The sequence below is a fragment of the Undibacterium sp. TJN19 genome, assembly GCF_049339485.1.
GTDB lineage: Bacteria > Pseudomonadota > Gammaproteobacteria > Burkholderiales > Burkholderiaceae_D > Undibacterium.
On sequence record NZ_JBMPPL010000001.1, the window covers coordinates 1,328,741 to 1,354,332 of the forward strand.

The 25,592-nt window shown below is 53.3% G+C and carries 17 protein-coding genes; 12 read left to right on the forward strand and 5 right to left on the reverse strand.

Features of this window, described 5'->3' with window-relative positions:
* Nucleotides 1-118: 118 nt before the first annotated feature.
* Complete coding sequence (locus ACO0LH_RS06045) at nt 119-1,384, forward strand: flavin-dependent oxidoreductase (RefSeq protein ID WP_422940137.1); 1,266 nt, start codon at nt 119-121, stop codon at nt 1,382-1,384.
* A gap of 143 nt (nt 1,385-1,527) precedes the next feature.
* Here ACO0LH_RS06045 and katG read toward each other — a convergent pair whose 3' ends face one another.
* Nucleotides 1,528-3,702: a catalase/peroxidase HPI gene (katG, locus tag ACO0LH_RS06050; RefSeq protein WP_422940138.1), complete on the reverse strand. Its 2,175-nt coding sequence runs from the start codon at nt 3,700-3,702 to the stop codon at nt 1,528-1,530.
* Between the two features lie 242 nt (nt 3,703-3,944).
* Here katG and ACO0LH_RS06055 point away from each other — a divergent pair, with 242 nt between their 5' ends.
* The 4 genes from ACO0LH_RS06055 to ACO0LH_RS06070 all read left to right on the forward strand — a co-directional run bounded on the left by ACO0LH_RS06055 (nt 3,945) and on the right by ACO0LH_RS06070 (nt 6,741).
* Nucleotides 3,945-4,193, forward strand: coding sequence for a DUF3297 family protein (locus ACO0LH_RS06055; protein ID WP_422940139.1), 249 nt, complete (start codon nt 3,945-3,947; stop codon nt 4,191-4,193).
* Nucleotides 4,194-4,366: 173 nt separating this feature from the next.
* Entirely contained in the window at nt 4,367-5,170 is an 804-nt protein-coding gene (locus ACO0LH_RS06060) for a tRNA-uridine aminocarboxypropyltransferase (protein ID WP_422940140.1), read from the forward strand.
* 182 nt (nt 5,171-5,352) lie between these two features.
* Nucleotides 5,353-5,787, forward strand: a complete 435-nt coding sequence (locus ACO0LH_RS06065) for a MarR family winged helix-turn-helix transcriptional regulator (protein WP_422940141.1) — start codon at nt 5,353-5,355, stop codon at nt 5,785-5,787.
* A gap of 174 nt (nt 5,788-5,961) precedes the next feature.
* The gene (locus ACO0LH_RS06070; RefSeq protein WP_422940142.1) at nt 5,962-6,741 is read left to right on the forward strand and encodes an alpha/beta fold hydrolase; all 780 of its coding nucleotides are present in this window, start codon (nt 5,962-5,964) and stop codon (nt 6,739-6,741) included.
* A gap of 85 nt (nt 6,742-6,826) precedes the next feature.
* Here the strand turns inward: ACO0LH_RS06070 and ACO0LH_RS06075 are convergent, their stop codons facing one another.
* The 4 genes from ACO0LH_RS06075 to ACO0LH_RS06090 all read right to left on the reverse strand — a co-directional run bounded on the left by ACO0LH_RS06075 (nt 6,827) and on the right by ACO0LH_RS06090 (nt 13,479).
* Nucleotides 6,827-8,308, reverse strand: a complete 1,482-nt coding sequence (locus tag ACO0LH_RS06075; protein ID WP_422940143.1) for a serine/threonine-protein kinase — start codon at nt 8,306-8,308, stop codon at nt 6,827-6,829.
* Between the two features lie 90 nt (nt 8,309-8,398).
* Nucleotides 8,399-10,648, reverse strand: coding sequence for a hypothetical protein (locus tag ACO0LH_RS06080; protein WP_422940144.1), 2,250 nt, complete (start codon nt 10,646-10,648; stop codon nt 8,399-8,401).
* A 284-nt stretch (nt 10,649-10,932) separates the two neighbouring features.
* Nucleotides 10,933-12,516: an FHA domain-containing protein gene (locus tag ACO0LH_RS06085; protein WP_422940145.1), complete on the reverse strand. Its 1,584-nt coding sequence runs from the start codon at nt 12,514-12,516 to the stop codon at nt 10,933-10,935.
* Nucleotides 12,517-12,633: 117 nt separating this feature from the next.
* Nucleotides 12,634-13,479, reverse strand: a complete 846-nt coding sequence (locus tag ACO0LH_RS06090; RefSeq protein WP_422940146.1) for a dienelactone hydrolase family protein — start codon at nt 13,477-13,479, stop codon at nt 12,634-12,636.
* Nucleotides 13,480-13,804: 325 nt separating this feature from the next.
* Between ACO0LH_RS06090 and ACO0LH_RS06095 the strand changes: the two genes are divergently transcribed.
* From ACO0LH_RS06095 to ACO0LH_RS06125, 7 genes are all read left to right on the forward strand, one after another.
* Complete coding sequence (locus ACO0LH_RS06095) at nt 13,805-15,286, forward strand: glycine betaine ABC transporter substrate-binding protein (RefSeq protein ID WP_422940573.1); 1,482 nt, start codon at nt 13,805-13,807, stop codon at nt 15,284-15,286.
* A 200-nt stretch (nt 15,287-15,486) separates the two neighbouring features.
* Entirely contained in the window at nt 15,487-16,806 is a 1,320-nt protein-coding gene (locus tag ACO0LH_RS06100) for an ABC transporter substrate-binding protein (protein ID WP_422940147.1), read from the forward strand.
* Between the two features lie 26 nt (nt 16,807-16,832).
* Entirely contained in the window at nt 16,833-17,546 is a 714-nt protein-coding gene (locus ACO0LH_RS06105; RefSeq protein ID WP_422940148.1) for a response regulator, read from the forward strand.
* Between the two features lie 46 nt (nt 17,547-17,592).
* Nucleotides 17,593-19,056: an ATP-binding protein gene (locus ACO0LH_RS06110; RefSeq protein WP_422940574.1), complete on the forward strand. Its 1,464-nt coding sequence runs from the start codon at nt 17,593-17,595 to the stop codon at nt 19,054-19,056.
* Nucleotides 19,057-19,551: 495 nt separating this feature from the next.
* Nucleotides 19,552-20,775 (forward strand): extracellular solute-binding protein, encoded by a 1,224-nt coding sequence (locus tag ACO0LH_RS06115; RefSeq protein ID WP_422940575.1) that lies wholly within the window; start codon nt 19,552-19,554, stop codon nt 20,773-20,775.
* Nucleotides 20,776-21,167: 392 nt separating this feature from the next.
* Nucleotides 21,168-23,780 carry a TonB-dependent receptor gene (locus tag ACO0LH_RS06120; protein ID WP_422940149.1) on the forward strand — a complete coding sequence of 871 codons (2,613 nt, stop codon included), beginning with the start codon at nt 21,168-21,170 and terminating at the stop codon, nt 23,778-23,780.
* 298 nt (nt 23,781-24,078) lie between these two features.
* The gene (locus tag ACO0LH_RS06125) at nt 24,079-25,437 is read left to right on the forward strand and encodes a sugar MFS transporter (RefSeq protein WP_422940150.1); all 1,359 of its coding nucleotides are present in this window, start codon (nt 24,079-24,081) and stop codon (nt 25,435-25,437) included.
* Nucleotides 25,438-25,592 lie beyond the last annotated feature (155 nt).

Consider the following 25,592-nt stretch of genomic DNA (forward strand, 5'->3'; position numbering starts at 1 on the left):
TATTCAAACTTGCAACAGGGCTTGTGTTATTCTGAATAATTGTTATACAGTAGAACAATTAAGCCGTTTATTGAAGATTGATTAAAACTTGCGGCATCATGAATTGCGGGAGAAAGATATGAAAGTGGTAATCGCCGGGGCCGGGATAGGCGGACTGACTCTTGCATTGATGTTGCATGAGCGCGGAATAGATGTTGAAGTCTATGAAGCAGTCAATCAGATCAAACCGCTCGGTGTGGGCATCAATCTGTTGCCGCATGCGAGCCAGCAATTATGTCAGTTGGGGCTGGAGAGTTGCCTGGCTGAGCGCGGGATTGAAACTTCGTCGCTGTCTTACTTCAATAAGTTTGGGCAAAAAATCTGGCAAGAGCCGCGTGGACGTGCCGCCGGTTATGACTGGCCGCAATATTCGATACACCGTGGCGAGTTGCAGATGACTTTGTTGCAAAATGCGATAGAGCGGCTGGGTGCCGGGTACATACACCAGGGCCATGCATTCACGTCTTTTGAGCAGGTGGCTGACAAGGTGATTTCTACTTTCACCCGGCAGGCAGATAAAGCAGCTGTGCTGGTAGAGTCTGACTTGCTGATTGGTGCAGATGGCATACATTCGGCAGTGCGGCGCTTTTTGCATCCACAGGGTGACCAGCCGCGTTTCTCTGGCCGCATGTTGTGGCGCGGGGTGACTGAGGCTGCGCCATATATGGATGGGCGCAGTATGTTCATGGCGGGGCATCAGGACCAGAAATTTGTCTGCTACCCCATCTCTGAACCATTGCGGGCGCAGGGGCGTTCGCTGATTAACTGGATTGCAGAATTGCGCGTGACTGGTGGTGAATTGCCAGCGTCAGACTGGAACCGCAAAGTGGATAAAACCACCTTCAGCAAACCCTTTGATAGCTGGAACTGGGGCTGGATAGATATCCCTGGTCTGATCGAAAAATCAGAGGTGGTATATGAATTCCCGCTGGTAGATCGTGACCCTTTGCCACGCTGGACATTTGAGCGGGTGACACTGCTGGGTGATGCTGCCCACCCCATGTACCCGATAGGCTCGAACGGCAGTGCGCAGGCGATACTTGATGCGCGCTATCTGACCGATTGTCTGCTTGGTGAAGCAAGTATTTTGTATGCCTTGCGTGAGTACGAAGCTGAGCGTTTGCCGCGTACGACTGGCATCGTATTGCGTAATCGTATGAACGGGCCCGAGCAGGTGATGCAGATGGCAGAAGAGCGTGCACCGTTGGGTTTTGCAAATGTAAATGAGGTGATTGCGCAGGCTGAACTGGAGGCGATTTCTTTGCGTTATAAGCGGCTGGCGGGGTTTGATAAGGAGGCAATGTCTTTGACAAGTGTGGCGGGGAAGCTCAGTCCAAAAGTGTAGATGGGGACGGGCCTGGCCCAACCTACGACTAATTTACCTGCGATCATATTGCAATAGAAACCCATCCCCACCCTGGCCCTCCCCTTGAAGGGGAGGGAATACTTATCATCAAACAATACTACAGAGTTATTGATTATTAAGGCTCACAACAAATCAAACCTGTCCGCATTCATGACCTTCACCCAGGCTCTCACAAAATCACGCACGAAAACCTGTTGTGCACCGCTGCTGGCATAAACCTCAGCCAGTGCCCGCAGTTGTGAGTTGGAACCAAAGACGAGATCAACCACGCTGGCAGTCCATTTCAACTCACCGGTTTTTCTGTCGCGGCCTTCAAGCTGGCCGTCGGTGGCTGACTTTTGCCATTTGGTTCTCATGTCCAGCAGGTTGATGAAGAAGTCGTTGTTGAGTGTCTCGGTATGTGTGCTGAGTACGCTTCTGGTATCGAGTGCACGCAGACCGCCGACCAAGGCTGTCATTTCTGGCGCACTCAGATTCAGCAGTTGAGCCTTGTCGATGAGCAGTGCTGCTGCAACATCTTCGAGACCTTTGCGCAGATAATTGCGGAAACCGTCTGCCACCGGTTCGAGTACGGCGAAGGATGCAACGTCGGTTTGTTCCTGGCTGGCATCCATGCGGCCTGGTGTAAATGGCACGCTGATCTCTTGTCCGGCTTTTTTGGCTGCGGCTTCAATGGCGGCGCTGCCACCTAATACGATCAAATCAGCCAGCGAGATTTTTTTGCCACCAGATTGCGCTGCATTGAACTCTGCCTGTACGGCTTCCAGTTTTGCCAGCACCTTCGCCAGTTCGGCTGGCTGGTTCGCTTCCCAGTCTTTTTGCGGGGTCAGGCGTATGCGTGCGCCGTTGGCACCGCCACGTTTGTCGCTGCCACGATAGGTGGATGCTGATGCCCAGGCTGTGCTGACGAGTTGCGAAATCGACAGGCCGGATGCCAGCAGCCTGGCTTTAAGGCTGTCGATGTCTTTGTCATCCACCAAAGTATGGTCTACTGCCGGAATAGGGTCTTGCCACAGCAAGACTTCTTTTGGTACCAGTGGGCCAAGATAACGGGCAACAGGCCCCATGTCACGGTGGGTCAGTTTGAACCAGGCACGGGCAAAGGCGTCTGCCAGTTCTTGCGGGTTTTGCAGGAAGCGACGTGAGATTTTTTCATACGCCGGGTCAGCACGCAGGGCTAGGTCTGCGGTGGTCATCATGGGAGCGTGGCGCAATGACGGGTCGTGCGCATCTGGTACGGTGGTCTTGGCGGCAGGGTCTGTCGGCGTCCATTGATGCGCTCCAGCCGGGCTCTTGGTGAGTTGCCATTCGTAGCCGAACAGGGTTTCAAAATAGCTGTTGTCCCATTTGGTGGGCGTGGGCGTCCATGCGCCTTCTATGCCGCTGGTGGTAGTGTGCACACCTATACCTGTACCAAAACTGTTGGTCCAGCCCAGGCCTTGCTCTTCTATGCTGCCACCTTCTGGTTCTGCGCCGACATGGGCAGGGTCGCCTGCGCCGTGGGCTTTGCCGAAGGTGTGGCCGCCAGCGACAAGGGCAACGGTTTCTTCATCGTTCATGGCCATGCGGGCGAAGGTTTCGCGGATATCGCGGGCAGATGCCAGCGGATCTGGCTTGCCATTCGGGCCTTCTGGGTTGACGTAGATCAGGCCCATTTGTACGGCGGCGAGGGATTTTTCGAGTTCACGGTCGCCGGTATAGCGCTGATCATCGAGCCATTTGCCTTCTGATCCCCAGTAGATATCGTCTTGCGGTTCCCACACATCAGGGCGGCCACCGGCAAAGCCAAAGGTCTTGAAGTCCATGGAGTCGAGCGCAACGTTGCCGGCCAAAATCATCAGATCAGCCCAGGACAGTTTGTTGCCATATTTTTGTTTGATCGGCCACAGCAGGCGACGTGCCTTGTCGAGGTTGCCATTGTCTGGCCAGCTATTGAGCGGTGCAAAACGTTGCGCACCTGCACCTGCACCGCCACGGCCATCGGCAGTACGGTAAGTGCCTGCGCTATGCCAGGCCATGCGGATGAAAAAGGGACCATAATGGCCGTAATCTGCCGGCCACCAGTCTTGCGAATCTGTCATCAGGGTATGCAAGTCTTGCACTACGGCATCCAGATCCAGGGTCTTGAAGGCTTTGGCGTAATTGAAGTCCTTCTCCATGGGGTTGGATGAAGGGGAGTGCTGATGCAATATCTTGAGATTCAGTTGATTGGGCCACCAGCCTGCATTGGCAGGCGCACCGGCTACCGCAGTTAAGCGGGCACTACCTGAGAATGGGCATTTTGCTTCGTTTGACATCGTTATCTCCTTTGATTGAGTGACACTGGCTACCTAGTCGATTGTAGAGATGCATGATTAATAGGTATACTTAATTTAATTTATCGATTTAATTTGTTTTAGCTATTGATGATTGACATGCCACAGGATGCGCTTTGAAAACAAGGGGGCTGATTGCCTTTATAAGATTATCATATAGATATCAACATGCCAGCGCACAGTTCCCATTGAATCCCCTTGCGATCTAAGGGATAATGTCGCGCATGAACGACACTACACAATACCCCCCATTACCAGATCGCCTGTCGGTTGATCCGCGCAGCCCTTATCATGTCGCCGAAGTGTTTCAACACGATGTCGGCATCAAGCTCAATGGCAAAGAACGCAATGACGTTGAAGAATATTGCATCAGCGAAGGCTGGGTCAGCGTTGCTGCTGGCAAGTCGCGCGACCGCAAAGGCAACCCCTTGATGATCAAGGTCAAGGGCGTGGTTGAGGCGTTTTACCGCTGATTGCTTTTTGTAAGTTGCAACCGGGTGCAGCCGCTGGCTTTGCATCTGTTTCTTTTAGCCAGCTTGCGGCTTATCCGCGCAAGTCGTGCCTTTGTTCAGCTCTCCAGAATATTGCCTGCCTGTTTTTTCAACAGGCATGGTGCCATACCTGCCTACCCTGATTTGCATCCCTGATGAAGTCGTTGCCATTACCACATCTGCCACATCCCCCTCATGCAGTGTCGCGCTTGCGTTCTGCCCGGCTTGAGCGCAGTACCAGGCCGTTTCTGGCGCGTGGCGGCCCCAAGGGTGAGCGTTGTGGTGGCTGCCGGCTCATCCTCAGTCATTGCCTGTGCGAGCTGCGCCCCATCGTGCCTACCCGCGCCGGGGTATGCCTGCTGATGGCCGAGCATGAAACGCTGAAGCCCAGCAACACGGGTTGGCTGATCGCCGACGTAGTGCCCGACACCATGGCCTTTGGCTGGGCACGCACTGAAGTGAACCCAGCCTTGCTGGCAGTGCTGGCTGACCCGCAATGGCAGCCATATGTGGTCTTCCCGGGTGAGTTTGTGGCACCTGAGCGGGTGATTACGGAATTGTTGCCTGCGGATGAACCGCAGAATAGCCACAAGCGCCCCTTGTTCATCTTGCTGGATGCAACCTGGCCAGAGGCGCGCAAGATATTCAAGAAAAGTCCTTACCTGGCGCAGTTCCCGGTATTGAGCCTGCTGCCAGAGCAGTTGTCACGTTACCGCCTGCGCCGTTCACGGCGCGATGATCATTTGTGTACGTCTGAAGTCGCCGCCTTGTGCCTGGGGCTGGCGGGTGAGACTGCGGCGGCGCAGGCGCTGGAGATGTATCTGGATCTGTTCACCGACCATTATCTGCGGGCCAAGCAGCAGTTGAAGGTGGAGTGGGACGATGAATTGCATGTGCAGATGCGGGAGCTGGTAGGAACTGCTGCAATAAAATCGAAGGTCGATGGGCCTGCGTTGTAGCTTGGGCTACGCCTTACCAGCCCAACACTCCAAGTATAAATTGTGTATGCAATCCTCGAGGCCAGTGTTGGGCTGATGAAACCTAGCCCAACCTACAAACCTACCAACCTCGCTTTCCTTAGCATTTGCTGTCACAAGAAAATTACGTTAGTCTAAGCTGCTCCAAAGAAGCTTTTTACCAAATGACCACCCGCAAACCACCCCTGCTCGCAGACCACCTGTGTTTCAACCTGTACTCCACGTCATTGAAAATGACGCAGTTGTACAAGCCGCTGCTGGCTGAATTGAACCTGACCTATCCGCAATACCTGGTCATGGTAGTGCTGTGGGAAGAAGAAGGCTTGGGAATACGTGACCTGGCGACACGACTGGGGCAAGACTCGGGATCAATTACCCCTGTGGTCAAGCGTCTTGAGGCAGAAGGGTATCTGCTGCGCAACCGCGACCCTGAAGATGAGCGCAACCGCGTGTTGACGCTGACGGATGCGGGCAATAAGCTGCGGGCAGCAGGCGTGCGCATCAGTCAGAAAATTGCCACGGCCTGCGATTTGCAACTGGCAGACTTTCAGCACCTCATGGCCGGCCTGAACAAGCTGAGCCGTAATCTCGATCATTGAATAGCCTGGTCTTGTCAGCGAAAAATATTTAAAATTAACTTGCGCACTAATTATTAGCGCGCTATTATTCGCAACATGGCAAAGCGCAAAAGACGTTATATGCCATTCAAATACTTAGCGTGCTAACTAATTTCAGGTAATTTTATTTTTAACTATTTTTTGAAAGTCATCGTCATGAAAAACATCAGCAAAACTGCATTGATCTCATCTGCTGCCTTGACAGCTGCCCTGTCCGCTGCTGCCGTACTGCCTGGCCAGGCATTGGCCGCCTCAGGCAGCGACACCACGGTTGTGCTGGTACACGGCGCTTTCGCTGACGGCTCAAGCTGGAACCAGGTGACGCCGTTTCTGCAAGCCAAGGGCGTCAAGGTCATTGCTGTACAAAACCCCTTGTCTTCGCTGGCTGATGATGTGGCTGCGGTACAGCGTGTCGTCGATGCACAGACTGGCAAGGTCGTCTTGGTTGGGCATTCATGGGGTGGTGCCGTCATTACCCAGGCAGGCGTCAGCGACAAGATCAAGGCACTGGTATATGTGGCAGCTTTTGCGCCATCTGAAGGCGAATCACTGGGTGCCCTGGGTAAAGATTACCCTGTCCCGCCGGGCATCGCGACATTGAAACCGGATGCCAATGGCAATCTGGAATTGTCGCCAGAGTCATTTGCGACCAACTTTGCGCAGGATGTTGCCAAGGAAAAAACGGCTGTACTGGCCACCACGCAAGGCTTGCTGCCAGCCAAGGTATTTGGCGAAGCTGTCACATTCGCTGCATGGAAAAACAAGCCCAGTTATTACATTGTTGCCAGCAAAGACCGCATGATAGATCCTGGCTTGCAAGCTGCGTTTGCTAAAAAAATCAATGCCGTGACGACTACTCTGCCGACCAGCCATGTGCCTATGCTGTCTCAGCCAAAAGCCGTTGCTGATGCAATTTTTGCTGCGGTCAGAAATTAAGCGGTTATTAAGCAATCATTAAGCAGTTAAGCTGGATGCCTTTGATGCCAGCGTCTTATGTTTCTTTTAGCACGGCCTTCTTTACTCAGGCTGTAAGGCCTGGCATTTGCCCGTTGTCAGCGCCCGTATTGCGGCTGATGGCGGACAGGTAGCGCTGTGCTTCTTCCCACGTGACGGTGCCAGGTGCTGGCTTGTCGGCCTGGATGGCGGCAGCCAGCGCCTGTTGCTGTTGGCGTTTTTGTTCTTGCAGATCTCTTTGCTCTCTTTGCTGACGCAGTTGTTCTTCTTTCTGGCGGCGCTGCTGTTCTTCAATTTCACGCAAATGATTTTGTTTTTTGATCAGTGCGTGCAAAGCCAGACTGGCCTGCTGACGTCGTTGCAGCTCTACTTCCTTGCGCTGCCGTCTTTGTTCGGCGCGCTGGCGTGTGGCTGCTTCGGCGGGGGATTCTTTCTTTTCTGGCTGAGGTCTGGCCTTGCTTTCTGGTGAGACTGACTGCATACCCATCATACCGGGCTTCAGGATGATGGCTTGTGCTGCCGCCTGCATGGCCTGTATCAGGGCGCGCACGCTGGCCGGACGCTGGTCTGGCTGGATAGCAAAGCCACTTTGCAAGACTTGCCATTGTGCGGCGTTGAGGGTGGCGGGCTGTAATGCTGTCTGCCGAACGTGGCGGTATTCGCCAAAGGGCATGGCACCTTCCAGCATCTGGTAGATCATGATGGCGACGGCATACACATCCAGGCCGGGGCTGTGCTGATGGTTGCCGGCTTCCGGCGCACGGTAACCGGCAGTGCCAGCATAAGGTGAGCGCGATGGTGTCATGCTGGTTGGCACGGTATTGAGCCCGGCGCTGGTATGACTGCGCAAACGGGCAGAGATACCAAAATCAAGCAGCTTGATGTCGCCACGCTGCGTCAGCAAGAGATTGCTGGGTTTTAAATCACGGTGGACGAGCTTGTGCTTGTCCCATGCATATTGCAGGGCGTCGGCAACCGGGCTGAGCATGCTCAATACTTGCTTGAGCGTGCAGCGCTTGTGCTTGTCTAGGTAGGTTTCGAGGTCTTGCCCGTCCAGATATTCCATAATGATGAAATAACTGCTGGTGGCAGGGTCACGCGCCCAGTCATACACCCTGACGATGTGTTCATGCGCCAGCCTGCGCACCATGGATGCTTCTTCCACCAGCAGGCGCGCATGCATGGCACTTTGGGTCAGTTGCGGCGGCAGTATCTTCAGCGCCAGCATTTCGCTATGGCCCAATTCTGCCTGGGTCGCCAGGTCACTGGCTTGCCATACCTGCCCCATGCCGCCCTGCCCCAGCAGACGTTCGAGACGATAGCGCTTGGACAAGCCCCCCACTTCCTGGCCAGCCAGAAAACCGAGGTCAGTGCCTTGCGTCAGTTCATGCTCTGTTTCATCACTGTGTTTGCTGGCACGCCGCGTTTCAGCCGGGGCCAGTTCGCTATCCAGTATAGCGTTCTTGCGCAGGTTAAATTCGTCATCGGTGAGCAGGCCTTCATCAAGCAATGCACGCAATTCACGGATTTTTTGTAGAGGCGTTTGCATTGTGACTATCTTGATGTGCGTGGCAGTACTGGTTGAATAAGATGGTAACGATGATGGTTTGCAAATTTCAATGACAAGTCGCGTCTGTGATTATTTCCTGTCGACATGGCTGGCATTATGCTGGTGGGCATTTTGCGCCATGCTGAGGTCAATCTGGTGACGTCTTTCCTGCTCGATATTTCTTTGTTCACGTTCTTCGCTGATACGGTCTTGCAACATGCTGATCGCCTGTTCCCAGCTCAAACCCTGCCGGGCAGTGGCAATGGCATGCATGGCCTGGGCAGCATGCGGTGACATGCCTGCCTGCATGGCCAGTATCTGTTCTGCGCTTAAACCGGCTTGCGCCTGTATTTTCAAAATCTCGGCCAGGGCAAGGGCATTGGGTGCATCAGCGGTGGCGATTTTAGCGGTTTCGCTGAAGTTGGAAATAGCGGTCATGCGCTCAATCGCGATGCGTGCCAGCAGGGCATCATGTGCCAGTTCTGCCTGGCGTTGTTCACGTTCCAGATTCAGGCGGGCAAATTTATCAGCGCGTTCAGCATCCGCCTGCCGCAATTCTTTTTGCCAGCGGCGTTCATCATCATCTTGCTGCAACTTGTGCCTAGCTGTTTCTGTTTCCATGTCAGCCAGCATGGCCTGTTGGCGCTGTTGCTGGTTTTGCTGTTCAAACAGGGCCTGGGCTTTCAGGGTATTGAGCAATTTTTCATGCTGGGCCATGGCATCGGCCTGGCTGTCGCTGCGTGTGATGTCATTGATTTTTTGCTGAAACTGGCTGACTTTCAGTTGCGCATCACGATCGCTGATGCTGTCATCACGATGCAGGGCGCGTTTGCGCTGCTGCTGCAATTCTTCTTCCCAGGCTTGCAGGCGCTGGAATTCACGCGCCCTGGCTTCGGCATCAATGCTGATGAGGATCAGGCGACTTTTTTGTTCTTCGTCTTCCAGTTCCTGTTCGCGGCGTGCAAGCTGGTTTTGTTTGTGACGCAGCAATTCTGTCTGGACGCGTTGCTGTTCCTGGTCATCAATCAGTTGCGCCTGAGCAGTTTCGTGCTCAAGCTGAAACTTTTGCAATTGATGTTGCATCTTTTGCTGCATCAGTTGCGCTGTCTCTTTGCCTTGCAACTGGGTGACTTCAGATTCAGAACGCATTTTGATGCGTGCCATGGTGCGCACATGCAGCCACTGGTCTGCCTCGTTCTGGCGGCCTTCTGACTTTTGTTTCAGGCTATGTTCGAGTTCCTTGACGGTATCACCTGCGCCACGTTCCAGTGCCTGCTTGCGGGTGGTGGCATCGACGACGCGGCCATACAGTTCCAGTTCACGCGCACGCAGGGTTTGCAGTCTTTCGTTTTCATCCTGGCGCAGCTTGGCACGGCTCAGGCGTTTTTTGGCATTTTCCAGCTGGCCTTGCATGTACAGCCAGCCCAGGTCTTTGCCAAATTGCTGGCGCATTTCTTCACGTTTGTAACGCAGGCGGATCTGTTCTTCCTGCTTGGCGATTTTTTGCCATTCGCTATTGGTATAAATGGCATCGAGTCGTTTGCTGTGTTCAAGTTGCGCGCGCTGGCCATCGATCACCAAATGCAGTGTTTCTATGTTTTCACTGAGTTTTTCCCTGTCGCCAGTCAGTTTTTCATGACGGACATCGCGGGTGACGGCCTGGGTGGCAATAAAACCATAGGCAGCAATGGCGGGGTTGAGGGTTGACAGCAGGCGTTCATCAAGCTGTTGGCGCAAATGCAGATTGTCTTGCAGTTCCCTTAGGGATTGCGTACCCAGAAATTCAAGCGCGATTTTTCGTACCAATGGTTCCAACAATTGTTGTAGTTGCTGGCAGGTGATGATGCCGGGCGTACTCATGAAATATTTGGCAAACGCCCGTACGTCGTCGATCTTGACGCTGATGACAAATTTGGCTGCTATCGCCAGAAATTCCGTCGTATGCAAATCATCAAAACTGAACAGCAGGGCGAATGGATTGAGGCGCGTCAACAGGATTTCAGCTGGTTGATCTGTCTGCAAACCGATGAGCTGGCGGGCAATGTCATCGGCGATATAATCGCCCGCCAATAACTCTGCGAAATGACTGTCCTGCAATACATAGGCACGTGCGCTGGCCGGGATGTGCAAGCCTTGCCTGGCAATGCTGGCCAGCGGGCGTACGCCGAAAAACAGGGCGACTTCATTTTCGCCGGGCAACCAGCGACTGTGGCGCAAGGCCATCTCATGCCGGGGGCTGCCGACCATCAGGCCGCAGTGCGCGCAATAGACTGAGTCTGCTGTATTTTTATGTTCACAACGTGAACATTTGAGCTTGGACTTACCGAACAGGCTGAACATGCGAGACTCCTTCAATCACTGCGCACGGTGCGGGAAAGCGCGTACTGTTAATTGCACCTGAGAAAAAATGGTAGCACCGGGTCTATTTGTGGAAGACGGGAACAGAGAGGGGAAAAGGGCCTATATCAGTGCATTGAAAACAGGCACTTAACAAGCCGCTAACAGCTTGTGTTTTTTCGTCATCGTCCTACTGGGAGCAGACCTGACTTGCTGTCAAGAGAGCCATCTTCAGATCATTTTGCACAACCGGCCTGGTGACAATAATTTGCAATCCTGGAAGCTCATCAACCGTGAAAAGTCCTGGGTCTGCGCATGCGTTGTTGTTCATCACGCCATGCGCCATAGCCTTGTAACCTGGTATCGGCGTAAGGTGAGCTGAAATAGCGGCAAGCAGCAGGTAATTGATGCCATGCAGCCAGACTGGTGTTGGCATCAAGCCTGACTTCTCTCTGTGTACGTGTGTCACGGTGCCAGAAGCTGCCCTGGGAATGAAACAGGGTCGGCAAGTCAGCAGATACGCCCTGCTTCATTGTGCCGGGGCGTGTTTCAGGCTGTATCAAAAATAATACTTCCCTGCCCTTTCTGGCATCCATATGCGCCATGACAATGGCATGTGCCTGTATGGCAATGACCTGTAGCTTCACTATGCCCCTGACACTGGCGCAAAATTCTATCTGCATGCCTGCGCGCAAGGGATAAGGCTCTTCTTTTTTCAGGGCTATGCCGTCGACTAAAGTGCCATAGCGGGATATGTCCATGATTTCTGCACCCTCACCCCGTCTGCGGATGATGGTGTGGGCAGCGCTGATACGACGTGTCAGGCTGGCGTTTTCCAGCGTACTGCCGGCACGGTGTGACAACAGAATATCTGCCTTGGGATAGTCTGCCTCCATTCGCCCAAATACCCATTCATCTAAGGCGAATAATCTGAACTGGGTGCATTCTTGCGCTGCATCACTGATCAGACTGGCCGTATTGGTGGCTGAGGTGGCATTGTCTATATGCGGCAGTGACGTCACTTTTTGTGCTGCAGGTGGTTTTGTGGATGTTGCAGGAACCAGCACAGGGCTTGCATTTGCTTCAGGCGCCACTTCGATCAACTCTTCATCCCAGGCGATGGTACCGAGAGCGATTTCATATTTGCCAGCAGGGGCGCGCATGTCGAGCTTGGCGATTGCCGCATCTTTGGCGTTGACTTCGATATCCAGGTTGCCATGCGCATAGCCATCTGCCTGAACCAGACCTGTCAGGCTGGCGATGGCACCATCTTCTGCTGTAAGCCTGACACTTTTTTGCGTAGCCAAGAAGACACGATGAATTTCTGTCAGCGATGCATCGGCACGTGGCACAAAGATAACGGCGGTACAGACCCATTTGCGCAAGTTCGTGCCCTCGTGCTGGCTCAGCAATGCGACTTCGATGGGGTATTGTCCATGCTCTTTGTTCTTCGAAGAAAAATTGATGAGCAAGGCTTGCCAGGCGCCGGATAAGGTGCGTAAGAAGCGATGTGTGGATGCGCCGGTGGCAATCAGCTCTGAACGCAGTTGTACATCAATTTGTGTAATGAGCGGAGACAGCATGCCGCGCAATTCCAGCCTGATGCTTTGACGCCCACCTGCCGCACGCGGGTCATAGCCACTGAAATGCAGGTGTAATTTTTCTGGTGCAGTTGTGGTTGCATCAAGGATCTTGGGGAAATTGGGCAAAATGCCGCCAGACACGATCAGGTCATACCGGCTGGCAACTTGCGGCTGATCCAGGGCTTGGGCCTGGTCTTGAGCCTGCACATGCCCTGCCGTACAGACAGCTTCGCCCTCAGCCACCCGGTAGGTACAGTGGGGATGATGTAGTGAATGGCATTTTTTCATGGGGAAGCAGGGTCAGGGTACGCACAATGATCCTACTATAGGGTGAAAGTGCCAGATCAAAGCCATGAACAAACGCGTGTTTTGCCGCTTTCTTAAGCGATATCATTCTTGCCAGCATCAGGCATTCCGGGGTACCAGTCTGTGTTTGAAAAAATCCAGTATCTCGTCACGCGCAGCTATCGTCGGTTGCCCAGCTTCATCGATAAGATGGGCAGTCACCACGCTATGCGGGGTTTTGACATAACGCTGAAAAAAGGGGGTGGTATCCTGGCTGGCGGCGCTGTCAGGCAATACGCGGATGACAAAACGCTCACCCAATGCTGCGGAAAAAGCCGCGAAGCGTTCTGCCTTGCAGATCTGGTCGCCTTCAAAGCGATAGGCCAGGACAGTCAGGTCTTCCCTTTCCAGCCTTTGCCGCACGGCCAGCAATTCATCGCTTGGCAGACCTGTTGCCGAGGTGTCGTCAAACGGCAATGAAGGTTGCGACACGACTGGTGCCAACACAGAAGACTCTAGCATCATGGACAGTGCAAAGTTGCCTGTAAAGCACATGCCTATCGCGCCGATACCAGGCCCGCCGCATTCAGCATGCGCCAGTTTTGCCAGGGCGCGCAGCCACAGGGTAACCGGGCTTGATGCCGGCCCGGCAGCAGCAAAGGCACGAAACTCTGCGCTGACACAGGCGCGCTTGAAGACGGCTACCCCCTCGTCTGCGGTGACCACCGCCCCGTCGCGGCCAAACAGGGACGGCATATAGACTGTAAAACCCGCATCCCGCACCCAGCGGCTAAAACGGGCGACATGCGGACTAATGCCGGGCATTTCTGTCATGACGATGACGGCTGGCCCGGTGCCTGCAACATGCACCACCTTGCTGACGCCGTCGAGGCTGATCTCGCGTGAATTAAAGTCTTCCAGCAAATCGTCTTCATGCATGTTTCTGGTTGTGGGCGATGTGCTCATCATCTGGCTTTCCGGGTTTGAGGTGAAATGGGAATTGCATGTTGCCAGACCAGATTTTAGGTTCTCAGGCGCCAAACAGTGAGTGTCTGATTTGACATATTTAATGCGTAATCAGCCATTTTTTGAAAGTAGTGCCGTCTATGCCAGCCAACAGAAAAATTGCCTGTATGGAAAGCGGGACAAGCGTCTGCTGCCAATCTGGTATTCTTCATGCCACTTCGTTCAACAAACAACAGCAATACCTTGCCGGGATCATGCCATGCAGATAGGGAACCGCGTCAGACATACATCGCCCACACCAGGGCGCTTTGTCATATTGCTGTTCATGTGCATGCATTTTGCAGTTGCGCATGCCGAAGCGACGCTCAATATCGGCTCGAAACGTTTTACTGAATCTTATGTACTGGGTGAGATCCTCAGCCAGACTGCCGCGCCGTTTTCGCCAGTACACCATCACCAGGGTCTGGGGAATACGGCGATAGTCTTCAATGCGCTCAAGAGCGGTAATATCGATGTCTATCCAGAATACATGGGTACCATCAATACAGAAATCCTGAAACATGACAGCGCCACGCCATTGGCACAGTTGCAGAGCGAACTCGCTTTGCAGGGTCTGGGCATTGCCGTGCCACTGGGGTTTAATAACACGTATGCGCTTGCCATGCGGCCTGAAGTTGCGGGCAGCAAAGCAGCAGGCAATGCACCGCAAACCCTGACCGGGCTGTCCGCGCATACTGCATTGCGCTTTGGTCTGTCGCATGAATTTCTGGGCCGTGCTGATGGCTGGCCAGGTTTGGCGCAACGTTATCATTTGCCGCAACAGGCAACCGGGCTGGACCACGGGATAGCGTATGAAGCCCTGAACGCTCGCCAGGTTGATGTGATTGATATTTATTCTACCGATGCCAAGATCAAACAACTGGGTTTGCGCGTGCTGGTAGATGATGGCAATTATTTCCCACGGTATGATGCTGTCCTGCTGTACCGGCTTGATGTGCCATCGCGTTTTCCAAAAGCCTGGGCGGCGATACGGCAACTGGAAGGCAAGATCGACAATACGCGCATGATCGCCATGAATGCGGCGGTAGAACTGGACGGTCAGTCATTTGCTGCCGTGGCGCAGCAGTTTGTGGCAAAGTCATCCGCCAGCCCGCCCGCGCGCACAGGCTTTTTGCAAAAACTGTTGGGTGATGATTTTTCACGGCTGAGCAGACAGCATCTGTTGCTGGTTGCTGCGGCAGTCCTGCTTGCCTGCGCTGTGGGCATACCACTGGGCATCATCGCCGCATCCCGGCCACGCTTGCGTAATGCGGTGATGGCAGTTGTCGGCATCTTGCAGACCGTGCCTTCGCTGGCCTTGCTGGCCATGTTGATTCCTTTGCTGGGCAAGATCGGCTTCATGCCGGCGCTGATTGCCCTGTCGCTGTATGCGCTGCTGCCCATCGTCCGCAATACCTGTGTGGGCCTGGCACAAGTGCCGACTGGCCTGCGGCTGGCAGCACAGGCTTTGGGCCTGTCGGCACGTGACCGCCTGTTGCACATCGACTTGCCGCTGGCCCTGCCCATGCTGCTGGCTGGCATACAGACAGCCGCGGTAATGAGCGTGGGTACGGCAACGATCGCTGCCTTCATTGGTGCAGGCGGTTACGGTGAACGCATTGCGATAGGCCTGGCGCTGAATGACAACCAGATGCTGCTGGCGGGAGCCTTGCCTGCGGCAGCGCTGGCCTTGCTGACGCAATGGGGTTTCGATTTGCTGGAACGCTGGCTGATACGGGGGCCGCGTACTGGTCACGACAAACACTAACGTCACCATTCTGCCACGCTTCTTGCTGTCTTCAGCACGGTAAAAGCACAATGCCTACCAGAAACCCTGTCCCTTTGGTAATATGCATCCGGCTTGATGCTGCGGAGGCACGGGCACACAGCATTGACACAGCAACGACATATCCATTTCCATAATGCAATAAATCTTTTGCCAATAATCTTTTGCCGATAAGAATCCAGGTGATTTACTTAACCGAATATGTCGCTGTCCTGAGGCTGGCCCTGCGCTTTGCCCGGACGCTCATGTTTGGCGCCTTGATTTTATTGTTTTGTCCGGCTACAGCCTTTTGCGGTAGCGCGCAGGCCGATACCACTTTACAGGTTTTACACTGGTGGACATCTGCCAGCGAACGCAAGGCGGCAACTTTGCTGGCAGCCCGGCTGGCGGATGAAGGCGTGGCCTGGCGTGATGTCGGCATACCTGGCGGCGCCGGGATCGGTGCTGGCAAGGTATTGAAAAGCCGCGTGCTGGCCAATGATGCGCCAGAGGTGACGCAAATCATCGGTGTCTCCATCAGGGAATGGGCGGACCTGGGCTTTTTGCTGGAACTGGACAAGGTTGCCAGCGCCAATAAATGGAATGCCAGTTTTTTCCCCACCATACAAACACTGATACAACACCGCAAGCATGTGGTGGCTGCACCGCTGGGCATACACCGCATCAATACCCTGTTTTACAACCGCAAATTGCTCGCCACATTGAGGCTGAACCCGCCGGAAACCTGGGAAGAACTGGTGGCCGTAGCAGCAAAACTAAAGGCGGCAGGCATCATACCGCTGGCGCAAAGCAGCGAACCCTGGCAAGTAGCCACTCTGTTTGAAAACCTGATACTCGCCGAAAGCGGGCCGGATTATCATCGCGAACTGTTCGTCAAGCAAAATGCCCAGGCCGTGTTTGACAAGCGCTTCACACAAGCCCTGGAACGCATGCGCCAGATGAAAGGCTGGATGAGCAACCCGGTTGATGAACGCCCGTGGACAGATGTAGTACGCCAGATCGCCAAGCGCGAAGCGGCCATGGTAGTCATGGGTGACTGGGCCAAGGGTGAACTGAACGAATGGGGTTTTGCCACCGACGATGAATTCTCATGCACGCCCATGCCGGGAACCGGCAAATACCACCTGTATAGCGTGGACACCCTGTCGATGTTTACCAATGATTATTCGCGCGTACTGGCACAGGAAAAACTGGCGCGCCTGATCGCCACACCCGCAGTACAGACTGATTACAATGCCGTCAAGGGCTCGGTGTCCGTGCGGCGCGATGCAGACCCGACCAGGATGGATAGCTGCGCACGCGCATCATGGAATGCCTTTGCCCAGGGTGCTGCCTTGCAGGCCCCCAGCCTGGTGCATCGCATGGCCACCGATGAATCAAGCAGGGACGCCATCATTGCCGTCATCCACCGTTATTTTATCGATGACACGGTGAGCGCAGCCGAAACACAAAAACGGCTGGCAGCGATGTTTCGCACATTCAATAACAATAGTCGCAAATAAACCAATAAATATACCGGCAGACAAACATGACGCGCAAAATACTCATCGTTGATGACGATCAGAAAACACGGGTATTACTGAAAACCTACCTGGAAAAGAATCAGTATGAAGTCATCCTGTCACACAATGGTGAAAGCTTTGTCGCGGAATTCAACAGCCAGGTCAGCCAGTTGTCGCTGGTGATACTTGATGTGATGCTGCCCGACACGGATGGTTTTGCGCTGTGCAAGATCGTGCGCCAGCGCTCCAACGTCCCTATCATCATGCTGACCGCCAGTTCGGATGAAACCGATCGTATCGTCGGGCTGGAACTGGGTGCCGATGATTATATTGCCAAGCCGTATAGCCCGCGTGAACTGCTGGCCCGCATCAAGGCCATCTTGCGCCGCACAGCCATGGATGTATCGGCGGCACCGCGTTATTACCGCTTTGTCGGCTTTACGCTGGACCTGGTGGAGCGCAAGGTGACCGACAGTGCCGGCGAGCCGGTAGCACTGACAGGGCTGGATTACCAGTTACTGAAATATTTTGTCGAACACCCAGGTGATGTGCTCGACAGGAATGTCTTGTCAGAAGAAACCCGCGGGCGCGATGCAGGGCCGCTTGACCGTTCACTGGATGTGCAGATCAGCCGCCTGCGTGTACTGCTTAAGGACGACAGCAAGCAGCCCACGCTGATCAAGACCGTGCGCGGTGCAGGCTATGTGTTTTCTGCAGATGTGAGCACATCAGGTGTCTAAGACCTTGCCAAAGGCTGCCCCCTTGACTGCGCCCGTTCAGTCGCCAATGCAATCACCAGCACCTGCCAGTGCCAGACGCTGGCACTGGCTGCCGCAATCGCTGCTGGGCCGCCTGTCGCTGGTGATGGTGTTCGGCGTATTGCTGACGCAATTGGTGGGCAGCGCCATCTGGACCACGCAACAGCGTGCCAAGGCAGAAGTAGAGGCGACCACGGCTTCACAATATCTTGCGCACAGTGCTTCCAGCGCCATCCGTTTCTTTCGCAGCCTGCCACCAAATTACCGCACGGTGCTGATACAGCAGTTTCGTGAGATGGGGGGCACACGCTTCTTTGTGCAAGCCAATAATGCCGTTGTCCCCATCACCCCCATAGAGCCTCAGGCGCTGGCGCAATCGGTGTTGAACAAGGTGGGTAATACGCTGAAAAGCGATTTGCCGCAATACCCTGAATTCCACGTTGCCTTTGCCTGGCCAGATCAATTGACGACATCCGCCGATGGCACGCGCATCAGCGATTTGCCGGAAAGCTGGGTTCAACATATCTTGCTCATCAAACCAGAACCCGCACCTGTGCTGGTCATACAGACCGAGCTGGAACCCGGCAACTGGCTCTACCTGGCTGCCCTGATGCCCAATCCGTATTTTTTGAAGGGCAATGACCCGCTGTCATTTGACCGCCTGGTCTTGCAGGGCCTGTCGCTGGCAGCCGTCTTGCTGCTGTCAATCATGGTGGTGCGCTGGATCACGCGCCCGCTGGCGGCCCTGTCGGATGCAGCAGAAGCCTTTGGCAAGGGGGAACACACGCCAGCGCTGCCAGAAACCGGCAGCCGTGAATTCATCAACACGGCCCGCGCATTCAGTGCCATGCGCCAGCGCATACAGGGTTATCTGGAAGACCGCGAACGTCTGTTCATTTCCATTTCGCATGACTTGCGCACGCCGATCACGCGGCTGAAATTGCGTTCTGAGCTGCTGGATGATGATGTCTTGCGCAGCGAATTTGAAGAAGACCTGGATGACCTCGACATGATGGTCAAGGGTGCGCTGCAATTCGTCAAGGACAGTGACATTCACGAAAACCCCACTGAAGTACGACTGGACCCCCTTATCAGGCGGCTGGTACGCAGTGCGCATCTGGCCAAGCACAATGTAAAGTTTGAAGAGTCCGGCATCTCGGTACGCGGCAAGCCACTGGCACTGAAACGCGCGATTGGCAATTTGCTTGACAATGCCCTGTTCTATGGTGAACGTGCTGAAATCAGCGTACAGGCCACTGATGGCCTGGTCATCATACAGGTACGCGACCATGGCCCCGGCGTGCCGGAAGATGCCTTCCCCAGCCTGTTTGATCCCTATGTGCGCCTGATACACGGGCGCGAACAAAATGAAGGTGGCATGGGGCTGGGACTGGGCATCGCCCGCAGCGTCATTGAAGCCCACGGCGGCAGCCTGACACTGGAAAACCATCCTGAAGGCGGCTTGAACGCCATCATCACATTGCCTGATTAAGGCATTGCGACCGTAGCGTTGTCACGGCAACGCTGACTCTTCCCTCTTAATTCTCACCTGAAGCACAGATACCTTCAATCCCCTGAAGTTTCTGCACGCTGCCCCCTGTGCCTTGGTGATTTTTGATGATGAAGGTGTTCTCCACCAGCCTTTCCAGGCATTTAACAACACCCTGAACATGAGTTTTGTAAAGTTTTGTAATGTTTTATGAGGAAAGGTTTTGAAACTTCAAAAACTCAAAAACGAACCTGGCCTGTCTGGCCTAGTGACTAGCCATATTTGCGTTTGTGGCAGGTAAGGATTTGTAAGCGCGCTATATCTGCATTTTAAAAATCATCAAATAAATCAATCACTTAACTTTCAATACCAGTTTGTTTTTTGCAAGTGGCATTACATTCAGGCCGCTGATAGCATCAGTCACATCAAGTCATGCAATTGAAATTTTTCAAAAGAAGCTGATAGGGTTTGATCTTGAAACGCATTTTTTACACAGCCATGTTGTGCGCCATCGCAATGACGGGGTCTGCCAAGGCAGGCACGCTCGTCATTGAAAGCTGGCGCGTAGACGACAAGGCTTTGTGGGAAACGGTGCTGATACCGGCATTTGGCAAAAGACACCCTGGCGTAGAAGTCCGGTTTGCGCCGACAACGCCGACAGAATATGACAGTAACCTGCAAGCCCGTTTAAGCAATGGCAGTGCTGGTGATTTGCTGGCGTGCCGGCCATTTGATGTATCGCAATCTCTGTACAGCAAAGGTTATCTGGAAAAACTGGATGGCAAGCCCGGCATGGAAAACTTTGATACAACTGCCTTGCTGGCCTGGCAAAGCGACGATGCCAAGACGACTTTTTGCATGCCTGTCGCCTCGGTCATACACGGGTTTTTGTATAACAAAAAGATTTTCAAGAAATTGAATTTACAGGCACCAAAGACAGAAGCAGAGTTTTTGAATGTGCTCGATACAGTGAAAAAGAATGGCAGTTACTTGCCGCTGGCACTGGGTACGGCAGAAAAATGGGAAGCCACGCAAACTCTGTTCACCAGCATAGGCCCGAACTTCTGGCGCGGTGAAGAGGGGCGCAGGGCGCTGATCAATGGCCGTGCAAAATTTACCGACCCGCAATTCGTGGCAGCTTTTGAATATGAAGCCAAACTGGCTTCCTACCTGCCCAGCGTCGCCAGTACACAGACTTACAGCGACAGCCAGCACCAGTTTGCTTCTGGCCGGGCAGCGGTATACCCGGTCGGCTCCTGGGATATATCGTATTTCAACCAGGTGCAGGGTCTGGAGTTTGGAGTGTTTGCCCCACCGGTACGTACAGTGGGTGACAAGTGCTACATCCTTGATCACATGGATATAGGCATCGGTATCAACAAGAAATCGAAGAACAAGGAAGACGCCTATAAATTTCTGGAATGGCTAGGTTCGCAAGAATTTGCAGATATCTATACCAACCGCGTTACCGGATTTTTTTCGCTGTCGAATCACCTGATCGCAGTGCGGGATCCGATAGGCAAGCAAATGATGGAATGGCGCACTACTTGCGAATCCAGCATACGCGTCAATGCACAGATACTGAACCGTGGGCAGCCGAGCATGGAACAGGAATTATGGAATGTAAATGCCCTGGTCCTGAACGGCAATTTGTCAGGCAAAAATGCAGCAGCAAAGATACAGAACGGTTTCTCGACCTGGTACAAACCAGAGCGTAAATGATCATACCCTCCCCCGAGCCGTATGACTTTCCGACGCCCAGCGTGGCGTCGGTTTTTTTAAGTCAGGCATGCAGTCGGGAATGAGGAAGAAATAGCCAGTAAATCTTCTTTTGAATTGAATAAAAATGAAAACTCCAACAAGAAAAAACACGCATTTCAACAGGAGCAGGCAGTGATTGACCAATTTTCAAACAGAACTTATACCCGTTATTTCTATCTTGTTTATCGTATCCCGTAACAAGACAGGGACTAGCTCAGGTATTACCGTATTTTGCATTCGCTTCGCATGTATCTTCATATTTATTTTCGTACTTATTTTCGCATTTATTTTCGCATTTATTTTTATACTTATATCCCACGTCAATTAGCAAAAAAATCCAGAGGAGACTTAATATGAGCAAGCCCGTATTCAAGAAAAAAATATTGCCGCAACTGATAGCCCTGACACTGAGCACGGCTGCTTTCAGCGCTGTTTATGCTGCTGACGAAACACCGCAAGCTACACCAGAAGCGCCCGCAGGCTCACAAGTGATTGAAGTACGCGGCATCCGTGACACGCTGAAAAAAAACCTGGCCGGCAAACGTGATTCTCAAAACATCGTTGATACCGTTAACTCTGAAGATCTGGGCAAGTTCCCCGACAAGAACGTTGCTGATTCCCTGCAACGCGTACCTGGCATTTCTGTTGACCGTACCTGGGGTGAAGGCCGCGATATTTTCGTGCGCGGTACTGACAAGAACCTCAACATGACACAACTGAATGGCCAGTCAGTCGCTTCTGCCTACTGGTGGAAAAATGATTCACAAAGCCGCGGTTTTAACTATGACATCCTGCCTTCGGAACTGGTTGGTAGCCTGGACGTTTACAAAAGCCCGTCAGCTGACCTGGATGAAGGCAGTATCGGTGGCCTGGTCATCGTCAAAACGCGCAAGCCTTTCCAGTTCAAGGCTCCTTTGACTGCACAGTTCTCGCTGGAAGCCACTTATAGCGAACTGCCTAAAAAGACTGACCCGCAAATATCTGGCCTGGTGAACTGGAAAAATGAAGAAAATACCCTGGGCATCCTGCTGTCATTGAGCAAGCAAAAACGCACTATGCGTCGTGATGGGCTGGAAAACTTTACTGATTCCACCAAATACACCATCATCGACCAGAACAATGTCGCAACACCAAACGCCTACGCATCATGGGGTGGGGGTTCGGCGATATTCCGTCAGGACAGGGAACGCACCACCGGCAATGTGACCCTGCAAATCAAGCCTAACCGTGACAGCGACGTATCCCTGAATTACATCAATTCAGATATGAGCATGAACAACAGCAACCAGAACTACCTGTGGGAAGTGGGTGGCCTGGCAGACAAGAATAATGTCATCCACATCACCAACCCACGCTTCATTACGACCTCTGATGGTACCAAGGCCTTTGTCGGTGGCACGGTAGGCCCTGATACAGGTGTCTCATTTGAACCTATCTACCGCGAAGCCTATATCAGATCCAAGGTGCTTGACCTTGAAGGCAATTACGAGGGTGATGGCTGGAAAGCACATGGACAGGTTGGTACTACATCTGCCGAAGGCGGCAGTAACCATGACCGCAATTTCTGGTTCACCGGTACGACCCGCACTACCATCAATATTGCGCCGGACACCTATCAGGTTTCGTATCTGGACATGAGTCCACTGGACCCCACCAAGCTCACGCTGCAAAATGCACGTGACTGGATACGCAAGATGGAAAGCAAGGAAAACTATGTACAGGGCGACCTGACACTGGATTTGACAGGCTCCTTCATCAAGGATGTAAAAGTTGGCTTGAAATACCGCGACAATACTGTGCAAAACCATCGCACGATAGGTACGATTGATTCCTCCAGCCCGGTCTGGCAATCTTTCTCACTGGCAGATCTGTCTACTGGCCCTTCCCCTTTGTTGAGCCAGGCTGCGGCTAATCCCGGTTCGCTGACCCAATATGCGTGGGTCAATGACAGCCTGGCTGCCAGCAAGGGTTTCGCCATGTATGACAAGGGCATGGTCTATGCTGAAGCCAAGGGCGAGTATTACAAGATCAAGGAAAAAATCACCGCAGCCTATGTGAAGGCTGACTATGCGGTCGATAAATGGCGTGGTGATTTCGGTGTACGTCTGGTCAAGACAGAACAGACATCCGAAGCCTATCAAAATCCGAACGGTGTTTATAACCTGGTCAGCACGACCCGTACTTACAACGATGTCCTGCCTAGCCTGAACGCTGTGTATGATCTGCGCAAAGACTTGATTGTCCGCGGTGCCCTGTCGCGCGTCATGGCACGTAATACCTTCAGCGACCTCAGCGCCAGTACCGAAGTCAGTGGCACGACCAATGCGGCAACGGCAGGTAACCCCTTGCTGACGCCTTACCATGCTGACCAGGCAGAAATTGGCGCAGAATGGTATTTTGCCGACGCATCAATGTTGTCTGGCACCCTGTTCACCAAACGTCTTGATACCTTCATCTACACATCGACAGCACAGGAAAATGTCGGTGGTGTCATGCGCCCGGTAACACGTCCGCACAATGCTGACAATGGTGCCGTCATCAATGGTCTGGAACTGCAATGGCAACAAGCTTTTGGTAATGGCTTTGGCGCAATCGTGAATTACACTTTCACCGATGCCAAGGCAGGTTCCATCGCCGGTGGACAAAAACTGAATGTGGTCGGCAATTCCCGCAATCAGCTGAACGCCAGTGGTTATTATGAAAAGAATGGCATCAGCTTCCGCCTGTCTTATAACTACCGTTCCAAATCCTACGGCGGTCTGGATGAAGGCGGCCAGGATGTCACCAGCGCCTACGGTCAGTGGGATGCTACGGCAAACTGGGATATCACACCGAAAATTAGCCTGTTTGCCTCTGGCGTGAACCTGACCAACTCTGTCATCCGTACCAATACGACAGACGGCTTGCCAGTCGGCGTGTATGAAAACGGTGCGCGTTACAGCATCGGTGTCAGGGCCAAGTTCTAATCCCGCACCGGGCAACCTGCATCTGGCAGCATCAGTCAGGTATCAAGAAAAGCCTCCCCTATTTTCTATCCGGGGAGGCTTTTTTCTGGAATTGCCTGCATTTGCCTGTTCAGCGCAAGCGCTGGCCTGCTATGCTCAAGGCATATCCTGGCACCAGTCTGATGATTGTGTGGCATCTTGCAATATTGCAAGGTTTGGTGCCGTACAGCGCATGCCTGCATCATCAGCCAGATGTGGCGTTGCCCATTGTTGCCCTATCCGATCACTGTGAACGTTTTTAATATTTTTGGAATCCCTCATGAATAACAATGATCAACCATCAGGATCAAAAAAAGATGTGGTGATTGCCATGTTTTTTATCAGCCTCTTATTCTTCATACTGGGCTTTGCCACCTGGCTGAATGGCTCGCTGATCCCTTTCCTGAAAATTGTGTGCGACCTCAATAATTTCCAGGCGCTATGGGTGACGTTTGCGTTTTACATCGCCTACACGGTCATGGCTTTGCCATCTGCCGCCATACTGAGCCGCACCGGCTATAAAAATGGTATGACGCTGGGCCTGGGTGTCATGGCCGTGGGTGCACTGCTCTTCATACCCGCAGCCAAATCCAGTTACTACGGTTTTTTCCTGCTGGCACTGTTCACCCTGGCCACGGGTATGACGTTGATGCAGACTGCCATCAACCCCTACATCGTCTGCATAGGCTCACGTGAAAGCGCTGCCATGCGTATCAGCATCATGGGCCTGTTCAACAAGGGGGCTGGCATCGTCGTACCGCTGGTATTTTCTGCATTGATACTGTCAGGCATCGACAAATATTCTGATGCCGCCATGGCCGCACTTGATCATGCTGGCCGCGAAGCCCTGCGTTCAGAACTGTCATCGCGCCTGGTCTACCCCTATGCCATCATGGCCGGTGGCTTGCTGGTGTTCATGGTCATCGTGCATTTTTCTTCCTTGCCAGAACTGAGCATGGAGCAGGATAAAAACCAGCCCGCGGTGAAGAAATGGGGGGTACTGCAATACCCGCAACTGGTGCTGGGTGCGCTGTCACTGTTTGCCTATGTCGGCGTCGAAGTCATCGCCGGTGACACCATAGGCCTGTATGGCCGCAACCTGGGCGTGCAAAACTTTGCCATCCTCACGTCTTACACGATGGGCTTCATGGTACTGGGCTATCTGCTGGGTGCAACCACCATCCCCAAATTGATGTCGCAAAAAACCGCCCTGCTACTGTCGGCCATCTGCGGTGTTATCTTCACCTTTGGCGTGGCATTGAGTTCTGCCACTGACACGGGACTGTCGCAAGCGCTGCTGGGCTGGGCCGGTGTCCCTGTGGTACCCGATACTGTCATGTTCCTGTCCATGCTGGGTCTGGCCAACGCCCTGGTCTGGCCATCCATCTGGCCGCTGGCCCTGCAGGGTCTGGGCAAATACACAGCCGCCGGATCAGCCCTGCTCATCATGGGTATTGCCGGCGGTGCCCTGCTGCCCATGCTGTACGGCCGCATCTCGGACGCCTCCAATTCACAGCATGCCTACTGGGTCATGCTGCCCTGCTACCTCATGATCTTCATGTATGCGGTGAAGGGACATAAGGTCAGGAGCTGGGGTGGGAATGAGGGCAGGCTGGAAAGAGTGGATCAGGCGGGTTGAGTTATCGCTTGAGGTTTTTACTGGCTGCTGAATCAATTGCCTCACCCTTGACATTGCGAGGGTGAGGCTCAATCGAAAAACAATATCAGATCAATTAAATTTGTTCGCAAACCCGCTTTGTTCTCCCATCGTATCCGGTAGATTTCTACAAAAAA